At 67.0% G+C, this 18,700-nt stretch carries 17 protein-coding genes; 4 read left to right on the top strand and 13 right to left on the bottom strand.

Translation table 11 applies throughout. The features are described 5' to 3' along the window. Window positions 1-7: 7 nt before the first annotated feature. Both FKM97_RS09180 and FKM97_RS09185 read right to left on the bottom strand, forming a co-directional pair. On the bottom strand, window positions 8-874 hold the full coding sequence (locus FKM97_RS09180; RefSeq protein ID WP_144292099.1) for an SDR family oxidoreductase: 867 nt from the start codon (window positions 872-874) through the stop codon (window positions 8-10). An 87-nt stretch (window positions 875-961) separates the two neighbouring features. After that, complete coding sequence (locus tag FKM97_RS09185) at window positions 962-1,747, bottom strand: enoyl-CoA hydratase-related protein (protein WP_144292100.1); 786 nt, start codon at window positions 1,745-1,747, stop codon at window positions 962-964. 257 nt (window positions 1,748-2,004) lie between these two features. Here FKM97_RS09185 and FKM97_RS09190 point away from each other — a divergent pair, with 257 nt between their 5' ends. After that, window positions 2,005-2,724 (top strand): TetR/AcrR family transcriptional regulator, encoded by a 720-nt coding sequence (locus FKM97_RS09190; RefSeq protein ID WP_170240829.1) that lies wholly within the window; start codon window positions 2,005-2,007, stop codon window positions 2,722-2,724. Window positions 2,725-2,771: 47 nt separating this feature from the next. Here the strand turns inward: FKM97_RS09190 and FKM97_RS09195 are convergent, their stop codons facing one another. From FKM97_RS09195 to FKM97_RS09245, 11 genes are all read right to left on the bottom strand, one after another. Next, window positions 2,772-3,956: a CaiB/BaiF CoA transferase family protein gene (locus FKM97_RS09195; protein ID WP_144292102.1), complete on the bottom strand. Its 1,185-nt coding sequence runs from the start codon at window positions 3,954-3,956 to the stop codon at window positions 2,772-2,774. Window positions 3,957-3,958: 2 nt separating this feature from the next. Next, window positions 3,959-5,125 carry an acyl-CoA dehydrogenase family protein gene (locus tag FKM97_RS09200; protein ID WP_205014864.1) on the bottom strand — a complete coding sequence of 389 codons (1,167 nt, stop codon included), beginning with the start codon at window positions 5,123-5,125 and terminating at the stop codon, window positions 3,959-3,961. 12 nt (window positions 5,126-5,137) lie between these two features. Then, complete coding sequence (locus FKM97_RS09205; protein ID WP_144292104.1) at window positions 5,138-6,529, bottom strand: MmgE/PrpD family protein; 1,392 nt, start codon at window positions 6,527-6,529, stop codon at window positions 5,138-5,140. A gap of 5 nt (window positions 6,530-6,534) precedes the next feature. Further along, the gene (locus tag FKM97_RS09210) at window positions 6,535-7,767 is read right to left on the bottom strand and encodes an acyl-CoA dehydrogenase family protein (RefSeq protein WP_144292105.1); all 1,233 of its coding nucleotides are present in this window, start codon (window positions 7,765-7,767) and stop codon (window positions 6,535-6,537) included. A gap of 12 nt (window positions 7,768-7,779) precedes the next feature. Continuing rightward, entirely contained in the window at window positions 7,780-8,187 is a 408-nt protein-coding gene (locus FKM97_RS09215; protein ID WP_144292106.1) for a Zn-ribbon domain-containing OB-fold protein, read from the bottom strand. Between the two features lie 2 nt (window positions 8,188-8,189). Further along, window positions 8,190-9,359, bottom strand: coding sequence for an acetyl-CoA acetyltransferase (locus FKM97_RS09220; protein WP_144292107.1), 1,170 nt, complete (start codon window positions 9,357-9,359; stop codon window positions 8,190-8,192). Continuing rightward, on the bottom strand, window positions 9,356-9,805 hold the full coding sequence (locus FKM97_RS09225) for a MaoC family dehydratase (protein ID WP_144292108.1): 450 nt from the start codon (window positions 9,803-9,805) through the stop codon (window positions 9,356-9,358). The genes FKM97_RS09220 and FKM97_RS09225 overlap by 4 nt, the downstream gene beginning before the upstream one ends. Then, window positions 9,802-10,200: a MaoC family dehydratase gene (locus tag FKM97_RS09230; RefSeq protein ID WP_144292109.1), complete on the bottom strand. Its 399-nt coding sequence runs from the start codon at window positions 10,198-10,200 to the stop codon at window positions 9,802-9,804. Before FKM97_RS09230 ends, FKM97_RS09225 begins: the two co-directional genes overlap by 4 nt. Further along, window positions 10,197-11,114 (bottom strand): SDR family NAD(P)-dependent oxidoreductase, encoded by a 918-nt coding sequence (locus tag FKM97_RS09235; RefSeq protein WP_144292110.1) that lies wholly within the window; start codon window positions 11,112-11,114, stop codon window positions 10,197-10,199. The genes FKM97_RS09230 and FKM97_RS09235 overlap by 4 nt, the downstream gene beginning before the upstream one ends. 78 nt (window positions 11,115-11,192) lie before the next feature. Beyond that, entirely contained in the window at window positions 11,193-12,113 is a 921-nt protein-coding gene (locus FKM97_RS09240) for an HpcH/HpaI aldolase/citrate lyase family protein (RefSeq protein ID WP_205014843.1), read from the bottom strand. 25 nt (window positions 12,114-12,138) lie between these two features. Beyond that, on the bottom strand, window positions 12,139-13,371 hold the full coding sequence (locus tag FKM97_RS09245) for a CaiB/BaiF CoA transferase family protein (RefSeq protein ID WP_144292111.1): 1,233 nt from the start codon (window positions 13,369-13,371) through the stop codon (window positions 12,139-12,141). A 415-nt stretch (window positions 13,372-13,786) separates the two neighbouring features. On the opposite strand from FKM97_RS09245, the gene FKM97_RS09250 reads away from it, so the two are divergent. The 3 genes from FKM97_RS09250 to FKM97_RS09260 are packed head-to-tail and all read left to right on the top strand — an operon-like array spanning window position 13,787 to window position 18,633. Then, complete coding sequence (locus tag FKM97_RS09250) at window positions 13,787-14,989, top strand: NAD(P)/FAD-dependent oxidoreductase (protein ID WP_246104997.1); 1,203 nt, start codon at window positions 13,787-13,789, stop codon at window positions 14,987-14,989. Between the two features lie 36 nt (window positions 14,990-15,025). Further along, the gene (locus FKM97_RS09255; protein ID WP_144292112.1) at window positions 15,026-17,392 is read left to right on the top strand and encodes a xanthine dehydrogenase family protein molybdopterin-binding subunit; all 2,367 of its coding nucleotides are present in this window, start codon (window positions 15,026-15,028) and stop codon (window positions 17,390-17,392) included. Further along, the gene (locus FKM97_RS09260; protein WP_144292113.1) at window positions 17,389-18,633 is read left to right on the top strand and encodes an NAD(P)/FAD-dependent oxidoreductase; all 1,245 of its coding nucleotides are present in this window, start codon (window positions 17,389-17,391) and stop codon (window positions 18,631-18,633) included. The genes FKM97_RS09255 and FKM97_RS09260 overlap by 4 nt, the downstream gene beginning before the upstream one ends. Window positions 18,634-18,700 lie beyond the last annotated feature (67 nt).

Here is an 18,700-nt window from a genome sequence, read left to right on the forward strand (position 1 = left end):
CCGTTGTCTAAAGCTTGAAATAATCCGGACGTCCGGTGCCCCATGGATCGCCCCACAGCTGCTGGCCGCCATCGACGTTGATCACCTCGCCGGTGATGAACTTGCCCGATCCGCCGGCCAGATAGGCGCAGGCCTCCGCGATGTCCTGGACGTCGCCCGGCCGCTTCATGGGATTGGCCTCGTAATAGGAGGCGGTGCCTTCCGGCGGATAAAGGCCGAAGGCCGGCGTCTCGACGCAGCCCGGCGCCACGCAGTTCACGCGGATATGGTGGGGCGACCATTCGACGGCCACGGATTTCGACAGGTAGATCACCCCGGCCCGCGCCGCGCAGGAATGCGCAAGTCCCGGCAATCCCCGCCAGACGTCGGCGACGATATTGATGATCGAGCCGGGCTTTTCCTCCGCCACCCAGCGCCGTGCGGCGGCCTGCATCATGTACCAGGTGCCGTTGAGATTGGTGTCGATGACGGCGTTCCAGCCCTTGACCTTGAAGTCGAGGGCGGCTTGCGGAAACTGCCCGCCGGCATTGTTGACCACCACGTCCAAAGCCCCGAACCGGTCCCAGGCCTTGTCGATGAGGGCATTCACCTGCTCGGGATCGCGAATGTTCATGGACTGCACCAGAACCTCGCCGCCCAGCCCCCGCATCAGCTCTCCGGCGCTCTCGATCTTCGCTTCGTCGCGGCCGCAGATCACCAGGCTGCCGCCCAGGCGCGCGAACAGGATGGCGATGGCCTTGCCCAGGCCGCTGCCGGCGCCGGAGACCAGCATCACCTGGCCGGCGAAGAGATCCTCCTTGAACACCGTCGGCAAGGTCAGCAATTGCTCGTCGGTGAAGCCGAAGGAGTCGTTGTAGACGCGGGTTGCAGCCATCTGGTCAGGCCCTTCCGTGGAGCATGTCATTCATGCGCAGCGCGAGACAGTGAAGCGGCGACCGGCTCCCGGTCGCGCGCCGCGTCCTCAGCGGTGATATTTGCGGAATTCCGGCTTGCGCTTTTCGAGGAAGGCCTTCACGCCCTCCCGGGATTCATCCGTATTGTAGTAATAGGACAGCGTCTGCATCCCCATCCAGCTGATGCCGCGGATGCTTTCGGTGTCGGCATTGAACGACCGCTTGGCGATGGCGATGGCCGAGGGGCTGCGCTCCATGATTTCGGCGCACCATTTGGCGACCTCCGCATCGAGCTGGTCATCCGGCACCACCCGGTTGATGAGCCCCATTTCGAGGGCCTCCTTGGCGGAATAGCGGCGGCACAGATACCAGATCTCGCGCGCCTTCTTCTCGCCCACCACCCGCGCCAGATAGGCGGTTCCAAATCCCGGATCGACCGACCCCACTTTCGGTCCGACCTGGCCGAAGATGGCACTTTCGCTGGCGATGGTGAGATCGCAGATCGTCGCCAGCACGTTGCCGCCGCCGATGGCATAGCCCTGCACTTTCGCGATGACCGGCTTGGGCACGTCGCGGATGAGCGACTGGAGCGTCTCGATCGGCAGCCCGATCGTGCCTCTCCCGGAATATTGGCCGTCGTGGGAGCTCTGGTCGCCGCCGGTGCAGAAGGCCTTGCCCGCACCCGCCAGCACGATCACGCCCACCGACTTGTCCCATCCGGCTTGCTCGATGGCCACGATGAGCTCGTCCACGGTCTCCGCGCGCATCGCGTTCATGACCTTCGGACGGTTGATCGTGACGGTCACGACGCCGTCTTCGCTGGTGACGATGATGTCCTGGTATGTCTCTGCCATTGCGCTTCCCTTTGATGCTGATCCTTAATTCGGACTGCAGCATTATTATGCCTAACATTTGTTCGGAAATGCCTTCCCCTGTCAAGGCGCGTTCGGTGTCATTCAAGCGTCTTTGATACTGCTGCGCACGGTGTTAGTGTCCGGAACTTGCGGTCCTGCGACGGCCGGTCTCGATGCTGCATCTGGCGTCGAAGCCGGCGCGGCAAGGGTCCGCCGGGCCTCCTGGACCTTCCGCGTTCAGGAATGTGCAGCCTCAGATGTTCGAGCTGGATGTGCAGACAGAAACCAAGAAGATCGCCGTCAAGCTGGGCAAGGCCGAAGTCACGCGCGAGCGCATCATGAAGGTCGCGGCGCGCTCCTTCCGTGACAAGGGCTACACCGGCACCACCATGCGCGACATCGCCCGCCGCTGCCGCATGAAGGCCGGCAGCATCTATTATCATTTCTCCTCCAAGGAGATGCTGGTCGATTCCATTCTCGACATCGGTCTCAAGGACGTGCGTGCAACCGTCATTGGAGCGGTGGACGCCCTGCCGCCCTCGGCCACCAGCCTCGACCGCATCACCACGGCGATGCATGCGCAGTTGCAGGCCATGATCGCCATCGGCGATTATGCCATCGCCAGCCGTCATGTCTTCTCCCAGATCCCCGCCAAGGTCCGCAACAAGCATATCAGGCTGCGCGAGGAATTCGCCGGCTATTGGCAGTCCATGTTCATCGAGGCGCAGAAGGACGGTTTCATCGATCCGACGATCGATGTCAGCCTCTGCCGCGTCTATGTCGTGGGCGCGATCAATTGGTCGATCGAATGGTTCGATCCCAAGAAGAAGCCCATCGACTATGTCGCCGATCACTTCGTGCGCATGGCTTTGGGCGGCTTTCTCCAGGGCGGGGCGTTTCCGCGGGAACTGCCGGCCGAACGGGAGCCGGTGCGCCTCGCCGCCCCCACCCGCCAGCGCAAGCGCGTCCCCAGCTGAGAACGCCTCTGTCGTCCCGGGCCTGACCCGGCACCTCTCGCTGTGCCCTAGACCGTCCCGTTCCGCCGCAGCTCCGCGACGTCCTCCGGCGAGAATCCCAGCTCCTCCAGGATCACCTCCGTATGGGCCCCCAAGATCGGGGCGCCCGTCGCGACGACCCCCGGGGTTCGCGATAGCCGCACCGGCGTCCCGACGATGACTGTCTCCTCCGCCACGCCGGGATAATCCGCCGCCTGCAGCAGGCCATTGGCCCGCACATGGGGATCGTCCAGGGCCTCGCGCGGCGAGTTCACCGGCCCGGCCGGAATGTTCACCGCATCCAGCAGCCCCAAGGCCTCGTCGCGGGTCCGCCCGCTGCACCATTCGCCCATGATCGCGCTCAGCACGGCGCCATTGTCGCCCCGCAGCTCGTCCGTCGCAAAGCGCGGGTCGGCGAGCAGCTCCTCGCGGCCCATCAGCCGCGTCCAGCGCTTGAACAGCTGCGGCCCGATGACCTGCACGATGATCCAGCCGTCCAAGGTCTTGAACACATCCGACGGCCCGCAGAACGGATTGCGGTTGGCGGTCGCCTGCCGGTCGAGCTGCAGGGCCGACTGCTCCACCAGCATGGTGCTGAGAAACGTATACGCCGTCCCCACCAGCGAGCCTTCGACCACCTGGCCCTTGCCGGTCTTCTGCCGTTCGATGAGGGCCGCGAGCGTGCCGCAGGCGCAGGCCAGCGCCGTGCCGAAATCCACATAGGAGACATTCGGCTTCAACGGATCGCCCGGCCGGCCGGACATGGAGATGGCACCGCTCACCGCCTGCGCGATGCCATCGAAGCCGATGCGCTCGGCCTTGGGCCCGCCCGATCCGAAGACCGACGCCGTGGTCAGGATGATGTCCGGCTTGATGGCCGACAGCGTCGCATAATCGAGCCCCAGATTGGCCAGTGCCCGGGCCGGCAGATTGGCCACCACCACATCCGCCGTCTCGACCAGGCGCCTTGTGACGTCCCGCCCGGCCGCGGTCGTCGGATCGAGGGTCATCGATCGCTTGTTGCGGTTGACCTGCAGATACATGCTGCCCGAGCCGTCCTCGGCCACCGGCATGACGAAGCGGTCCTCGCTGCCGCCGATCTTGTCGATGCGGATCACCTCGGCGCCGAAATCGCCCAGCAGCGCCGCGCAATAGGGCCCGGCGAGATACCGACCGAAATCCAGGACCCGGATGCCGTCGAGGATGCCTGCCACGGTCAGCCTTTCGTGTCGCGTTGCCGGCCGAGCAGATGGTCGGAGATGATCCTCAGCTGGATCTCGGAGGTTCCCTCGAAGATCTTGGTGAGGCGCGCGTCGCGCCAGTAGCGCTCGACCGCATTCAGCGTGGTATAGCCCGCCCCGCCGAACACCTGCAGCGCCTCGCTGCACACCCGCTCCGACATTTCGCTGGCGAACAGCTTCACCATGGCCGCCTCCTTGTCGCAGCGCCGATGTCCGTCGATCTCGCTGCAGACATAATAGAGCAATTGCCGCGCCGCCTCGATTTCCGTGGCCATGGTCGCGAGCTTGAAGCGGATCGCCTGGAATTCGCCGATCGCCTTGCCGAACTGGCGCCGCTCCTGGGCATAGGCGGTCGCATCCTCCAGGGCGCCCTGGGCAAGCCCGATGGAGCGCGCCGCCGTATGCGCGCGCGCCTTTTCGAGGCCGTGGGAGAGCATGTAGAAGGCCTTGCCCTCCTCCCCGATCATGTTCGCAGCCGGCACCCGGCAGCCGTCAAAGGCAAGCTCCCAGGTCTTCCAGCCGTGATAGCCGATCTTGGGGATGGTGGCGCCCGAGACGTTCTCCGGCAGCTCGCCCCGCGGCTTCTCCACCATGAAGGCGCTGATCCCCTGGTGGCGCTTATTGTCCGGCACCGTCTGGTCGGTCCGCGCCATGACCAGGATGAAATCCGCCCCATCGGCGAAGGTGCACCAGTATTTGTTCCCCGTCAGCAGCCAGTCGTCGCCATCCTTTTCGGCGCGGCAGGAGAGGCTCGAGACGTCCGAGCCGGTATCGGGCTCCGACAGCGAAAAAGCGCCGAGACATTCCCCCGCCGCCATCTTGGGCAGGATGCGCTTGCGCTGCTCGGGCGTCATGGCGGTGTCCATGCTGAGCAGGCCGTTGCCCCGGGCGATCAGACTGGCGACGCTCATCCAGCCCCGCGCCAGCTCCTCTGCCACCAGGCAATATTCGAAGCAGCCGAGACCGAGCCCGCCATCCTCTTCCGGGATGAGAATGCCGAAATAGCCCATCTCCGACATCTTGTCGCGCAAGTCCATGGGGATCTCGCCGCGCTCCGGATCGAGGCGGTTCGCCACCGGCAGCACCTCGGCCATGGTGAACTGGCGAGCCGCCTCCTTGATCATGCGGCGTTCTTCGGTCATCAGGCTCACGGTCTATGTTCCTTGGAGACGGGGGCCGGGGGCGCAGAGCGCCACCAGGGCGTTGAGATCGGGCAGACAGTCGAGATCATCGACCGCCGCCGCCAGGGCCTGGGCGCGCTCCGCCCCCAGGATCGGCACGGCGAGGCCCATGAACTTGGCGTTGAGTTTGCGGTCCTGCGCATCGAGGTCGCGCTCGGGCAGGCCGGAATCAGATTCGGCGGAGACGACGCGCCCATCCTGCAGCGTGACCGACATCTCCGCATGGGTGGTCGGCCTGCCCTGCGAAAAGCCGACGCTCACCCGGTCGCGCAGGCGGCACAGGGCGGCGGCGGTGGCGACCTCGTCGCTGAAACTGTCGAGTGCTGCCGTGTCGCGTCCCGCCAGTCCCATGGCGGCGGCGAGCCTGAGGCTGAACTTCGCCTCGAGGCCGGTTGCCGGTTCGGCGATGTTGCAGACCTTGTCACAGGCCGGATGCACGGTGACGGTCACCGCCTGAATCTGGTCGAGGGCGAGGCCATGCCTCTCCCGCAGCGCCGTCGCGGCCTCGATCGTCGAATGGGTCAGGTAGCAGGCTGCGTGGAACTTGAAGAGCGTGTCCAGGATGAAGGCGCCCGATGCGGGCTCGCGCCATGCGGCGGCGGGATCGAAGCGCGCACTATGGGTCGCAGCGAACCCTTGCGCGCATTCGATCGCCTGTTCATTGCTGGTGAAGCCCGCCTCGGCCAGCTGTGCGGCGAGCACCGCGGCCTGTGCGGCGCGGCCTGCATGCAGGGGCTTGCACATGGTCCCGAACATGGATTTAAGCCCCGCCGCAGTGGTGGCGGCGATCCCCAGCGCGCGGACGGTCGCCGATCCGTCGAGATCGAGGAGCCGGCAGGCCGCAGCCGCTCCCCCGAACACACCCAGGGTCGCCGTCGCATGGAAGCCCCCTTCGTAATGGTCGGGCATGACGGTTTGGCCCACCCGGCAGGCGGTGTCGTAGCCGGCGACGAAGGCGGTCATCACATGCGCGCCCGACAGGCGGCGCTCCTGCGCCAGTGCGATCAGCCCCGGCAGGATGGCGACCGTCGGATGGCCCAGGATCGCGAGGTTGACGTCGTCATAATCGAGCGCATGGGACGCGCTGCCATTGATCAGCGCCGCCTGTCCGGCCGTGGCGCTGAGCGGATGTCCGATTAGCCCGGCCGGGCCCCCCTGCGGCCGTTCCGCCGCGATCACCATCGTGACCAGCGGATCGGCGGCGGCGGCCAGGGTCACGCCCAGCCAGTCCAGCACGCAGTGCTTCGCCAGGCGGCGGACATCCGCGCTGAGATCCTCGAACCGCCAGGCCGCTGCGCGCTCCGCCAGCGCCCTTGTCAGGTCGGTGCGGCCCTCATACGCCGTGCTGTCCAGGGCGGGGTTCATGCGGCTCAGAAGTCCACATCGCCCGCGAGCAGCCGTTGCGCGATGGTGCGCCGCTGGATCTCGCCGGTTCCGTCCGGGATCCGCATCACCCGGGCGAACCGGTATCCAGCTTCGAGGCGCAGTTCGTTGGTCAGGCCCATGGCCCCATGCACCTGGATGCAGCGGTCCATCACCCGGTTCAGCATCTCGGTTGAGAACGCCTTCACCATGGAGATTTCCTTCACCGCCCGTTTGCCCGTGGCGACCTGCCAGGCGCAGTTCTGCACCATGCTGCGGGCGGCATAGATGTCCATGGCGCAGTCTGCGAGATGCAGCTGGATCGCCTGATGCTCCGCGATCGGCTTGCCGAAGGTCTTCCGCGTCTTGGCATAGTCGAGGGCTGCCTCCAGCGCCCAGCGGGCGAGCCCGACGCAGGACCCGGCCATGCCCAGCCGGCCGGTGTTCACGCCCGACATGGCGACCTTCAGCCCCTCGCCCACAGCACCCATCCGATGGCTGTCGGCGACCCGCACGCCCTCCAGGGCGATGATCCCGATCTCGGCGCCGAGATGGCCCATCACCGGGATTGTGCTCGGCACCGAGAACCCGGCTTGGTCCGTGCGCAGGAAGAACCCGGTGATGCCGCCCTTCCGCGCCGCCGCGGCATCCGGATCGGTCACGGCAAAGACCATGGCGTAATCCGCGTACGGCGCATTCGTGATCCACTGCTTGGTGCCGGTGAGCACCCAGTCGTCGCCGTCCCGCACGGCCCGCGACCGCATCCCAAAGACATCCGATCCGGCATCCGGCTCGCTCAGGCCGAAGCACAGGGTCTTCTCGCCGCTGGCGATCCCGTCGCGATAGAGGTCGAGCGTCTCCGGCTGGAGCCATTGCAGCAGCGGCGTCAGGCCGTTGGTGAAGGGCGAAGGGATGACGAAGGTCTGGATCAGCGGCCGGTCCGGGCCGTAGCGCGCATTAATCAATTCTTGCAGATAGACCGCCTCGATCGGCCCCAATCCGCCGCCGCCGAGCGCCTCGGAGCCGAACATCGTATAGAAGCCCTCCTCAGCCGACCGCATCCGCACGGTCTTCCGCAGGGCCAGGACCTCCGGCGCGAACCGGCCATCTTCGGTGAACAGTCGCCGCTCATTGCCGAGCAGGTCGCGATGGGCCTCTTCCAGGGGCACGACCTCCCGGTCGATGAACTTGATCAGGCTCTCCCCGATCGCGACCGCTTCTTCCGGCAGGGTGAAGTCCATGGGCGATCCGTCCTAACGTGCCAGGGGCGTGAACTTGGGCAACGTGATCTCCTCGGTCACCGCTTCGAAGGCGACCTCCACCGGATCGCCGATCCGAACCGCCTCGACATCGTCGGTCACGATGTTCGTCATCATCCGCGGCCCCTCCGCCAGATCGATAAGCGCCACCACATAGGGCGCATCCGCCTTGAAGGCGGGCCCGGCCGGCCGGCGCGCGATCGTATAGCTGTAGATCACCCCCTTGCCGCTGGCCTCGATCCAGTCGAGATCGTCGGAAAAGCAATGCGGGCACAGCTCGCGCGGATAGAAATGCGCCTGGTTGCAGGCCCGGCAATGCTTGAGCATCAGCTTATTGTCGCGCAGGGCCGACCAATAGGGTTCGGTTCCGGGATCGACGACGGGCAGCGGCTTTTCATACATCGTCAGCTCCTCGATAAGATGCAGGTGGCCCCGCTCGACAGCGTACCGCCGGTGCCATGCACCAGGGCGGTCGCGGCATCGGCCACTTGGCGGTCGCAGCATTCTCCCCGGAGCTGCCGCACCGCCTCGATCAGCAGGAAGATCCCGTACATGCCGGGATGGGCATAGGAGAGCCCGCCGCCATTGGTGTTCATGGGGAACGCACCCCCCGGCGCGATCCGCCCGTCCGAGACGAAGGCCCCGCCCTCGCCGCGCTTGCAGAAGCCCAGGGCCTCCAGCGTCATCAGCACGGTGATGGTGAAGCTGTCATAGACCTCCACCACATCGATCTGGTCATGGGTCATCCCCGCCATCTCCAGGGCATTGCGCCCGGCCATGGCGGCGGCGGTCAGATGCGTGAGGTCCGGCATGGCGCCGATCGTCCAATGGGTATGCGCCTCGCCGAAGCCGCGCACATGGATGGGAGTCCGGCCCAGATGGCGCGCATGCTCGGCCGTCGTCATCACCACGGCACCGCCGCCATCGGTGACGAGGCAGCAATCCAGGATGCCGAGCGGATCCGACACCCGCGGACTGGCCAGGACGTCGGCGACCGTGAGGGGATCGCGCGCGGTCGCCGCCGGGTTCATCTGCGCCCAGCCGCGGGCGGCCACGGCGATCTCCGCGAGCTGTTCGCGCGTGGTGCCGAATTCGTGGAAATGGCGCATGGCGGCCAGTGCATAGCCGCCCACCGGCGTCGGCAGGCCCCAGGGCACTTCGAACTGCATGGTCAGGCTCGCGGGCCGCCCGGCGAGCGAACGGCTGCGCTCGCTGCGCTGGGTGCTGCCATAGGTGATCAGCGCCACCTCGCAGACCCCGCGCTCGATCGCCATCGCCGCGTGCCCCACATGGGATTCGAAGGCCGACCCCCCGATATTCGTGGAATCCGTGAACCTTGGTGCGATCCCGAAATATTCGCTGAGCGTCACCGTCGGCAGCTGCCCCGCACCGGGGATACCCCACAGGCCGGCGGTGAGCAGCCCGTCCACGTCGCCCATGCTGAGGCCGGCATCGTCGAGGGCAGCCTTCGCCGCCCGCGCCTGCACCTGCAGCACAGAGGCGCCCCCGGGAACGACCCCCTTTTCCAGGGGCGTGTCGGCGACCCCGACGATGACGGCTTCGCGTCGGCTCATGAGGCAGTCTCCAGCTCGGTTTTTGTCTCTGCGGCCAGCAGGCGGGCCTTGCCCCCCAGCACGGCCCGTTCGCCGACGCGGCACTCCACCTCCCACGCGGCGATGACGGCATCGTCCGCGGCGATGGCGGCCGCATCGTCCGCGGCGATGCTGCGGCAGGTCACCAGCACCTCGTCGCCCGGAAACACCGGCCCGAGAAAGGCCACATCGAGATCCCCTCCCTGCAGCCAGGCCTCGCCGATCTCGGCGCCCAGCACCTGGGAGAGAAAGGCCAATGTCATCATCCCATGGGCGATGGTCCGCCCGAAAGGCGTGGTCGCTGCGAAATCGGGATCGAGATGCAGCGGATTGCGGTCGCCCGAGGCCTCGGCATAGCGATCGATATCGGCCTGCAAGACCGCAAAGCGCCGGCTTGGCAGGTCCTGCTTCAGGTCCGGGAGGGTCATTCCTGCCCCCAGATGCTCGTGATCCGGCCGCGCGTCACCAGTGTGCCCTGCTGGTTGCGCGTGACGGTCTCGGAGACCAGATAGCGCCGGCCCTTCTTCTCATATTTGTCGACCACTTCGAGCTGCGTCTCCAGGACGTCGCCTGCCTTCACCGGCTGCAGAAAGCGGAAGCTCTGCTTGGCATGGACGCCGCCGGGCGGGCCCTTCAGCGCGTTTTGCGCCGGCCGCCCATAGACCGCCGCCAGCAAGGCGGGCGCGAACTCGCTTTGGGCGGAATCCTGCGTCGCCACCCGGAACGCCGCGATCGCCTCCGGGGTCACCGCATACCGGGCCGGCGTCTCGGGAAACCGGTCTCCTATGGCGACCTCGTCATAGCGTCGGTAGCCCGAGCTCATGGAGCATCCCAGCAGAACACGTCCGCCGACACGTCCAGCGGCACGAAGCTCGGCCGCAGAGCCGGCAGCATGTGTTCGGCGAGGCTCTTGGGCGTCCAGCCCTCGGAGCGGTGAATGGAGCGCATGGGCCGCGGCTGGCTCATGAGGAAGACCTCGTTGCCGCGCACCGTGAAGATCTGTCCGGTCACGTCGCGGGCTGCATCGCTGCCCAGGAAGATGGCGAGCGGGGCGACCTTTTCCGGCGTCAGCTCGCGCGCCCGGGCGATGCGCTGCTCCTGTTCCGGCGTGTTCGGGATCGATCCGATCATCCGGCTCCAGGCGAAGGGCGAGATGCAATTGGAGCGCACGTTGAAGCGCTTCAGGTCCAGCGCCATGGACTTCGACAGGGCGACGATCCCGAGCTTGGCGGCGGAGTAGTTCGCTTGGCCGAAATTCCCCACCAGCCCGGAATTCGAGGTCATGCTGACGATGGCGCCGCTCTCTTGCTCCTTGAAGTGGTCGGCTGCGGCCCGGCTGACATTGAAGGCGCCGTAGAGATGCACCTTGATGACCGCGTCCCAGTCTTCGGGCGTCATCTTGAAGAAGATCTTGTCGCGCAGGATGCCGGCATTGTTGACGACGCAGTCGATGCGTCCGAAGGCCTTGATGGCGGTGTCGATGATATTGTGGGCGGCATCCCACTCCGCCACCGTGTCGAAATTGGCGACCGCCTCCCCGCCCGCGGCCTTGATCTCGGCCACGACCTCGTCGGCCGGATTGTCGCCTTCCGCATCGCCTCGCAGCGAGACGCCGAAGTCGTTGACCACCACGGCGGCGCCATGCTGCGCCATCATGAGCGAGATCGCCCGCCCGAGTCCTCGGCCGCCGCCGGTCACGACCACGACCTTGCCGTCCATACTGCGCTCTTGGGTCATTGCCGTCCCTGGATGATTTCTGATTTTTAAACGCGATATTGTTCTAACGATAGTTCGTTTTTTCGCGACGATCCAGAGCTATCTGGACCCCTCCGCAGCGGAGATTTGTTCGGCCCGGTCGATGGTTCTCTGCAGCAGCCGGACGGTTGCCGCGTCCACCATGCGGCCTTCGACCTGCACCGCGCCGAGCCCCTGCCGCTTGGCCTCTTCATAGGCTTCCCGGCCCTCATAAGCGCGCTTCACATCGGCCGGATCGGGGGAGAAGATGCTGCGGGCGATCTCGACCTGGGAGGGATGGATCGCCCATTTGCCGACGCAGCCCAGCTTCAGGGCGCGCTCGCATTCCAGGCGGAAATAGTCGCTGTCGCGGAAATTCGGGAACGGCCCGTCCACGGCCTGGATGCCGTTGGCGCGCGCAGCGACCACGATCTTGTTGCGGGCATAATGCCAAATGTCGCCGGGATAGCCGCTGTCGCCGAACAGGGCCGCCTCGTCGATCCCCTGCGAGGCGGAGTAATCGCCCATCCCGAAGATCATGGCCTCCAGCCGGGGCGAGCTTGCGGCGATCTCGTCCACCCGCATCAGCGCCTCCGCCTCCTCGATCAGCACCTCGATGCCGATCTTCTTCGTCAGGCCGAGCTTGCGCTCGATCTGGCTCAGCAGGATATCGACCCAGGCGACGTCGCGGCCGTTTTTGACTTTCGGCACCATGATCGTGTCGAGATGCTCATGCGCACCTTCCACGACGGAGATCACGTCCTCATAGGCATATTGCGTCTCGAGGTCGTTGATCCGCACGCAGCGCGTCGTCCGCCCCCAGTTGTGGGTCGACAGGGCCTCGATGATGCTGCCCCGCGCCGCCACCTTGGCATTGGGGGCGACGGCGTCTTCGAGGTCCAGGAACACGTGGTCGACCCCGAGGCCTGCGGCTTTCGCCATCATTTTCGGATTGCTGCCGGGGACGGCGAGCTGGCAGCGGCGCAGGCGCATGGGTCTCATGGGTGATCTTCCTTGTCTTAGGGTCTCAGGCGATCGCGCAGGCCGCGCGAAGTGTTTCGATGTCCGAGGGTTTATATCCGGCCTCCGCCAGCACGGCATCGGTATGTTCGCCCGTCAGCGGCGAGCGCGTCTGGACCCCGGAAAAGGTTTTCGACATCCGGATCGGCGAATTGGCGATGCTGTAGCGGTGCGCCGAACCGGGATGGTCGACCTCCGCCACCATGCTGCGGGCGGCCACATGCGGATCGGCGAGAATGTCGGCGACGGTGTTGACCGGCCCGAAGGGCACGCGCCCGCCGAGCAGGGACTGGATCTCGGCCTTGCTGCGGCGCGCGCTCCACTCTGAGACCAGGGCGACGACCTCGCCCTTCCGGGCGGTGCGTGCTTCGTTCGAGCCGTAGCGGGGATCGCGCCCGAGCTCGGGCTGGCCCATGATCTCCGTCAGCAGCAGCCAGAAATTCTCCCGCGGGCACGCGATGGTCACCCATCCGTCGCTGGCCGGGAACAGCCCGAAGGGGCACAGCAGCGGATGCCCGTTGCCCTCCGGCCCCGGCACCTGGCCGGCATAGGAATGCTGGTAGATGATCCGCTCGCACAAAGCGAGCATGCTGTCATACATGGCGAGGTCCACGAACTGGCCCTCCCCCGTCTTGTCCGCATGCCGCACCGCCGCCAGGATCGCGAAGGCGCTCATCATGGCCGGCACCAGGTCGCCGACCCCCGGTCCGATCTTGAGCGGCGTGTCCGCGTCGGGCCCGGTGATGCCGATGATCCCGCCCATGGCCTGGGCGACCACGTCGAAGGCGGGCCAGTCCACATAGGGGCTCGCGCCGCTGCGCGGATCGCCGAACCCGCGAAGGGCGGCATAGACGAGTTTGCGATTCGTGGCGGCGAGCGTCTCGTAGCCGATCCCCAGCCGGTCCATGACGCCGGCGCGGAAATTCTCGACGACCACATCCGCCTCCTGGACCAGCCGCAGGAAGACCTCCCGCCCCTGCGCATGCTTCAGGTCGAGCGCCACGCTGAGCTTGTTGCGGTTGACGCTCTGGAAATAGCCGCCGAAGGACTTCAGCTGATCATCAGCCGCAAAGGGTCCGAACAGCCGTGTCGGCTCTCCGTCCAGGGGCTCGATCTTGATGACCGTGGCACCTTGGTCGCCCAGCATCATGGTGCAGAACGGCCCGGCGAGCATCTGCGTCAGGTCGATGACCTTCAGCCCGGTGAGAGCACCGGGTGCGCGCTGCAATGTGTCGGTCATGTCACCCTGTTGCATTGAGCCTGATCTCGTCGCTCCCGTCTCCTTCTATAGCGGAAGTTCGGGCGCGATATCCATCCCTGGCGGTGTCCTTATTTGTCTAACATATGTTCGAATTTCGGATGCCTCGCAAGGTTGCTTTTGCCGAGCCTGCGGTGTTTTTTGCATCGAGCATGCGCTGCCGGCGGTCTCTGGCGCCGGCAGCGGGCCCGGCCCCCTCGGCCGAAAACCCTTCCGCGTGGCCCTCGCAGGACACGATAGCGCAGTGACGCAGCCCCTGGCCCTGCGCGATCATGGCCCGATCGGCCCTCGCCGTGCTCATCCCAGATCCGTTCTTGCGGATCCCCGATCCATTCTTGCGCCGCTTGTAACGCGCATGACCAATGGGTGATTGCATTTGGCCGTGGCTTGAGCATGGATGTCGGCGGACGTGGCGGATGAGGGACGGATGGTGACGCAGCATACGGAGATCGCCATCATTGGCGGGGGTGTGATCGGCTCGGCGGTAGCGTTTTTCCTGCGCGAACTGGGCTATGACGGCACCGTCACCGTCTTCGAGAAGGACCCCTCCTACCAATTCGCCTCCACGGCGCGCTCGGCAGCCTCCATTCGCCAGCAATTCACCACCACCGTCAGCACCCAGATGTCGCAATTCTCCTACGGCTTCCTGGAGAGCCTTCCCGAGCGCTTCGGCGATGACGGCGACATCGGCATGTTCCGCGGCGGCTATCTGCTCGTCGCCGACGCCGCCCGCGCCGACGCCCTGCGCGCCTGTCACAAGACCTTCGTCAGCCTCGGCTCCGACATCGCCTGGCTCGACGCTCCCGATCTCGCCCAGCGCTTTCCCTGGCTCAACACCGAGGACCTGGTCGGCGCCACGCTGGGCCTGTCCGGCGAGGGCTGGTTCGACGCCTATATGCTGCTCCGCATCCTGCGCCGCGAGGCCCGCAAGCTGGGGGTCGTTTATTGTGATCAGGAGGTCACCGGCATCGATGTCGCCGGCGATCGCGTGACGGCGGTCCGCACCGCCTCCGGCGCCGTCTGGTCCTGCGCGATGGCGGTGAACGCCGCAGGCCCCGCCGGCGGCCAGGTCGCCGCCCTCGCCGGCTGCGAGTTGCCCGTCGAGCCGCGCAAGCGCACCATGTTCGTCATCCAGGCGCCCTTGAGCAACAAGGGCATGCCCTTCATCTTCGATTCGACCGGCGTGGCGATCCGCCCGGAAGGCGACCGCTTCATCTGCAGCGCACCGCCCGATCCCGAGAACGACCCGCATCCCGGCGATGATTTCGAGCCCGATTTCAACCTCTTCGAGGACAAGGTCTGGCCGGCCCTGGCCCATCGCATCCCCGCTCTGGAGGAATTGCGCATGGTGAGCGCCTGGGCGGGCCATTATGAGATGAACCTCCTCGACCACAATGGCGTCGTCGGCCCGCATCCCGACCTCGCCAACTTCCTCTTCGCCACCGGCTTTTCCGGCCACGGCGTCATGCATTCTCCCGCCACCGGTCGCGGCATCGCCGAATGGATCCTCAACGGCCGCTACACCTCCCTCGACCTGAGCCCCCTCGGCTATGACCGCATCCGCACCGGCACGCCCATCCGGGAAGCCCTCGTCTACTGAACCCCACCGCTGGCTCCGCAGAAAGAGATCGCAGGCATGAACCGGCCTCTCGCTTACGACCGTCCGCTGATCACGCCCGCCGAGGATCCCCGCTCCATCGGCCGCCTGGAGGATGAGCGCTTCGTCACCGGGCACGGGCGCTATGTGGACGACGTCCCAGCCGACGGCCATCTCTTCGCAGCCTTCCTCCGCTCGCCCCATGCCCATGCCGAGATCGTCTCGATCGACGTGGCCCAGGCCCTGGCCATGCCCGGCATCCGCGCCGTCTTCACCGGCGACGACCTTCTCGCCGACGGTCTCGGCCCGCTCCCCTGCTCGGTGGTGTTGCAGCCGCCGACGCCGCTGACGGTGCCGGACCGCCATACCTTGGCGAAGGGTCGCGTCCGCCATGTCGGCGAGCCCGTGGCCATGATCCTCGCCGACAGCCGCGCCGCGGCCCAGGACGCGCTTGAGACTGTCGAGGTCGACTATGAGAGCCTGCCCGCAATCGTCGACCTGCGCCGTGCCCGCAGCCCCGACGCACCGCAGATCTGGTCCGAGGCCGCCCTGAACACCGCCTATTGCTACCGCCGCGGCGACCACGAGAAGACGGAAGCAGCCTTCGCCGAGGCAGCCCATGTGGTCGAGCTCGATCTCGTCAACAACCGCGTCGCCGCCGCGGCCATGGAGCCGCGCACCGCCATCGGCTATTGGATCGAGGCCGAACAGCGCTACGAGCTGCATTTCAGCGGCTCCTTCGTCCACCTCATCCGCCGCGAGCTCGCCGACGGGGTCTTCCACGTCCCCCATGACCGGCTCGACCTCGTCACCCCCGATGTCGGCGGCGGCTTCGGCATGAAGAACGTGAACTATCCCGAATATGCGGCGGTCCTCTGGGCCGCGCGCCGCATGGGCCAGCCGGTGCGCTGGGCAGCCGAGCGCATGGAGGAGTTCCTGGGCGGTGTCCATGGCCGCGACAACCTCACCCGCGCCCGCCTGGCCCTCGATGCGGAGGGCAATTTCACTGGCCTGTGGGTCGAGACCACGGCCAATCTCGGCGCCTATGTCTCCTCCGGCGGCCCCGGCAGCTCCACCATGGCGTCCGCCTCCGCCATGGGCGGCCTCTATGCCATCCCGGCGATTGCCATGGAGGTCCACGGCGTCTTCACCAACACGACGCCCGTCGATGCCTATCGCGGCGCCGGCAAGCCCGAAGCCAATTACATCATCGAGCGGATCATCGACGTGGCGGCCCATCGCCTCGGCCTCGACCGCATCGAGCTGCGTCGCCGCAACGTCATGCGCGACTTTCCCTATCGCAACGGCACCGGCCTCACCGTCGACAGCGGCGCCTTCGCCGAGACCATCGACCGCGGCCTCCTCCATGCCGACCTGGACGGCCTTGCCGCGCGCCGGGCGGAGGCGCAGGCCCGCGGCAAGCTCTACGGCGCCGGCATCGGCTGTTTCATGGAGACCTCCCGCGGCCAGCCCAACGAGGAGGCCTGGCTGCGCTTCCTGGAGGACGACCGCATCGAGTTGATCGTCGGCACCCAGTCCAATGGCCAGGGCCACGAGACGAGCTTCGTCCAATTGGTCGCCGCCCGCCTGGGCATGCCGCTTGGGGCCTTCCACTTCATCCAGGGCGACACGCGGCGCATCGCCACCGGCGGCGCCCATGGCGGGGCGCGCTCCCTGCATATGGGCAGCGCGGCCCTCCTCCTGGCCATCGACGATCTGCTTGCCAAGGCCAAGCCCGCAGCGGCCCGCCTGCTCCAGGCGCTGCCGGAGGAGGTCTCCTTCTCCGCCGCCACCGGCACCTTCCTGTGCACCGGCGATCCCGCACCGCAGCCGCGCGCCATCGGCCTCGCCGAAGTCGCCCGGCATCTGCGCCAGTCGCCCGACGAGGCGCCGTTGCACGGCCATGGCATGAACATCTGCGATCTCTTCAACTATCCCGGCGGCTGCCATGTGGCCGAGGTCGAGATCGACCCCGAGACCGGCAGCGTCACCCTCGCCCGCTATGCCGCCGTCGACGACTACGGCACCCTCATCAATCCGCTGCTCGCCGAGAACCAGGTCCAGGGCGGCATCGTCCAGGGCATCGGCCAGGCGCTCATGGAGGAGTCGGTCTATGATCCCGACACCGGCCAGCTGATCAGCGCGAGCTTCACCGATTACGCCATGCCCCGCGGCGAGGATATTCCGAGCCTCGACCTCCGCTTCATCGAAGCGCCGACCAAGGCCAATCCCATCGGCGTCAAGGGCTCCGGCCAGGCCGGCGCCATCGCCTCGCCCCAGGCCGTCATCAACGCCGTGGTCGACGCCTTGCGCCTCTTCGGCATCGAGCATATCGACATGCCCGCCACGCCTCACCGCATCTGGCAGGCGCTGCAGCAGGCGAGGCCGTCGGGAGCGACCCCATGACCAGGATCCTCGTCATCGGCGGCGGGATTGTCGGCACCACGATCTCCCATGAACTGGCCGATCAGGGCCATGACGTGGCCGTCGTCGACCTCCCCGACAATGACCGCCGTCCCTCCAACGGCAATGCCGGCTGGATCGGGCACCAGGACATCATGCCCCTGAACTCCGCCCGGGTCTGGCGCAACCTGCCCGGCTGGCTCATCGATCCCGACGGCCCCCTGACCGTCCGCCCCGCCCACGCCCTCCGCCTGGTGCCCTGGCTCGTCCGTTTTGCGCAAGCCAGCCGCCCCTCCCGGGTCGCCGCCAACAGCGCGGTCATGAGCGCGCTCAACCGGGCGGGCCTCCCCTCCTGGGAACGCCGCCTCCAGGGCCTCCGCCTGAGCGAGCATCTGCGCCGCGCGGGAGCTTTGTCCGTTCACCGCAAGCTCGACACCTATGAGGCGGCGGCCAAGATCATCGCCCGGCAGCGCGAATTCGGCATCGAGGTCGAGCGCGTGGCGGCCGGTGGCCTGCGCGAGATCGAGCCGGCCCTCACCGAAGGCCTGGCGGGCGGCGCCTATTATCCCAAGGCCTGCCAGGTGAGCGATCCGAAATGGCTGCTCCATGCTTTGACCGAGCGCGCCGCCGAACGCGGCATCGAGCGCATCGCCGGTCGGGTCCTGGCCGTGACGCCGATGGCGGCCGGCGGCCGCGTGATCCTGGAGGGCGGCCGCGAGCTCGAAGGCCAGAAAGTGATCCTCTCCGCCGGCATCTGGTCGAAGCCGCTGGCTGCTTCCCTGGGCGATTCCGTGCCCTTGGAGGCCGAGCGCGGTTATAACTGGACCTTCGCGCCCGGCAGCTTCGGGGCCACCCACCCCCTGGTCCTGGAGAATGACGGCCTCACCACCACCCCCCTGGCGACTGGCGACCGCATCGGCGGCATGGTCGAGTTCGGCGGCATAGATGCCGGTCCTCGTCCCCGTCGCTTCGAGGCGATCCTGCGTCAGCTCCACCGCTATCTGCCCCGGGCCCGCACCGAGGACGGCCGCTCCTGGATGGGCCTGCGCCCCTCGACGCCCGACAGCCTTGCGGTCCTCGGTCCGTCGCGGCGCTCTCCCGACATCCTCTATGCCTTCGGCCATGGCCATTACGGCCTCACCCAGGCCTCGATCACCGCCGAGATCATCGCCGCCCTCATCGCTCAGCGGCCGACGCCGGTGGATGTCTCCATGCTGACGCCGCGCCGTTTCGGTGGCGGCTGATGCCCCGTCCCCCAGACGCGGCATCGCCTGCATCTCGCCACGATCTTCGCTAGTCTCGCTCCCTCCG

This window comes from Rhodoligotrophos appendicifer, assembly GCF_007474605.1.
In the GTDB taxonomy this organism is placed as follows: domain Bacteria; phylum Pseudomonadota; class Alphaproteobacteria; order Rhizobiales; family Im1; genus Rhodoligotrophos; species Rhodoligotrophos appendicifer.

Coding starts and splice junctions, on each gene's coding strand:
- FKM97_RS09180 (WP_144292099.1), bottom strand. CDS start 874: ATGGCTGCAACCCGCGTCTACAACGACTCCTTCGGCTTCACCGACGAG.
- FKM97_RS09185 (WP_144292100.1), bottom strand. CDS start 1,747: ATGGCAGAGACATACCAGGACATCATCGTCACCAGCGAAGACGGCGTC.
- FKM97_RS09190 (WP_170240829.1), top strand. CDS start 2,005: ATGTTCGAGCTGGATGTGCAGACAGAAACCAAGAAGATCGCCGTCAAG.
- FKM97_RS09200 (WP_205014864.1), bottom strand. CDS start 5,125: ATGACCGAAGAACGCCGCATGATCAAGGAGGCGGCTCGCCAGTTCACC.
- FKM97_RS09205 (WP_144292104.1), bottom strand. CDS start 6,529: ATGAACCCCGCCCTGGACAGCACGGCGTATGAGGGCCGCACCGACCTG.
- FKM97_RS09210 (WP_144292105.1), bottom strand. CDS start 7,767: ATGGACTTCACCCTGCCGGAAGAAGCGGTCGCGATCGGGGAGAGCCTG.
- FKM97_RS09215 (WP_144292106.1), bottom strand. CDS start 8,187: ATGTATGAAAAGCCGCTGCCCGTCGTCGATCCCGGAACCGAACCCTAT.
- FKM97_RS09220 (WP_144292107.1), bottom strand. CDS start 9,359: ATGAGCCGACGCGAAGCCGTCATCGTCGGGGTCGCCGACACGCCCCTG.
- FKM97_RS09225 (WP_144292108.1), bottom strand. CDS start 9,805: ATGACCCTCCCGGACCTGAAGCAGGACCTGCCAAGCCGGCGCTTTGCG.
- FKM97_RS09230 (WP_144292109.1), bottom strand. CDS start 10,200: ATGAGCTCGGGCTACCGACGCTATGACGAGGTCGCCATAGGAGACCGG.
- FKM97_RS09235 (WP_144292110.1), bottom strand. CDS start 11,114: ATGACCCAAGAGCGCAGTATGGACGGCAAGGTCGTGGTCGTGACCGGC.
- FKM97_RS09240 (WP_205014843.1), bottom strand. CDS start 12,113: ATGAGACCCATGCGCCTGCGCCGCTGCCAGCTCGCCGTCCCCGGCAGC.
- FKM97_RS09245 (WP_144292111.1), bottom strand. CDS start 13,371: ATGACCGACACATTGCAGCGCGCACCCGGTGCTCTCACCGGGCTGAAG.
- FKM97_RS09250 (WP_246104997.1), top strand. CDS start 13,787: ATGTCGGCGGACGTGGCGGATGAGGGACGGATGGTGACGCAGCATACG.
- FKM97_RS09255 (WP_144292112.1), top strand. CDS start 15,026: ATGAACCGGCCTCTCGCTTACGACCGTCCGCTGATCACGCCCGCCGAG.
- FKM97_RS09260 (WP_144292113.1), top strand. CDS start 17,389: ATGACCAGGATCCTCGTCATCGGCGGCGGGATTGTCGGCACCACGATC.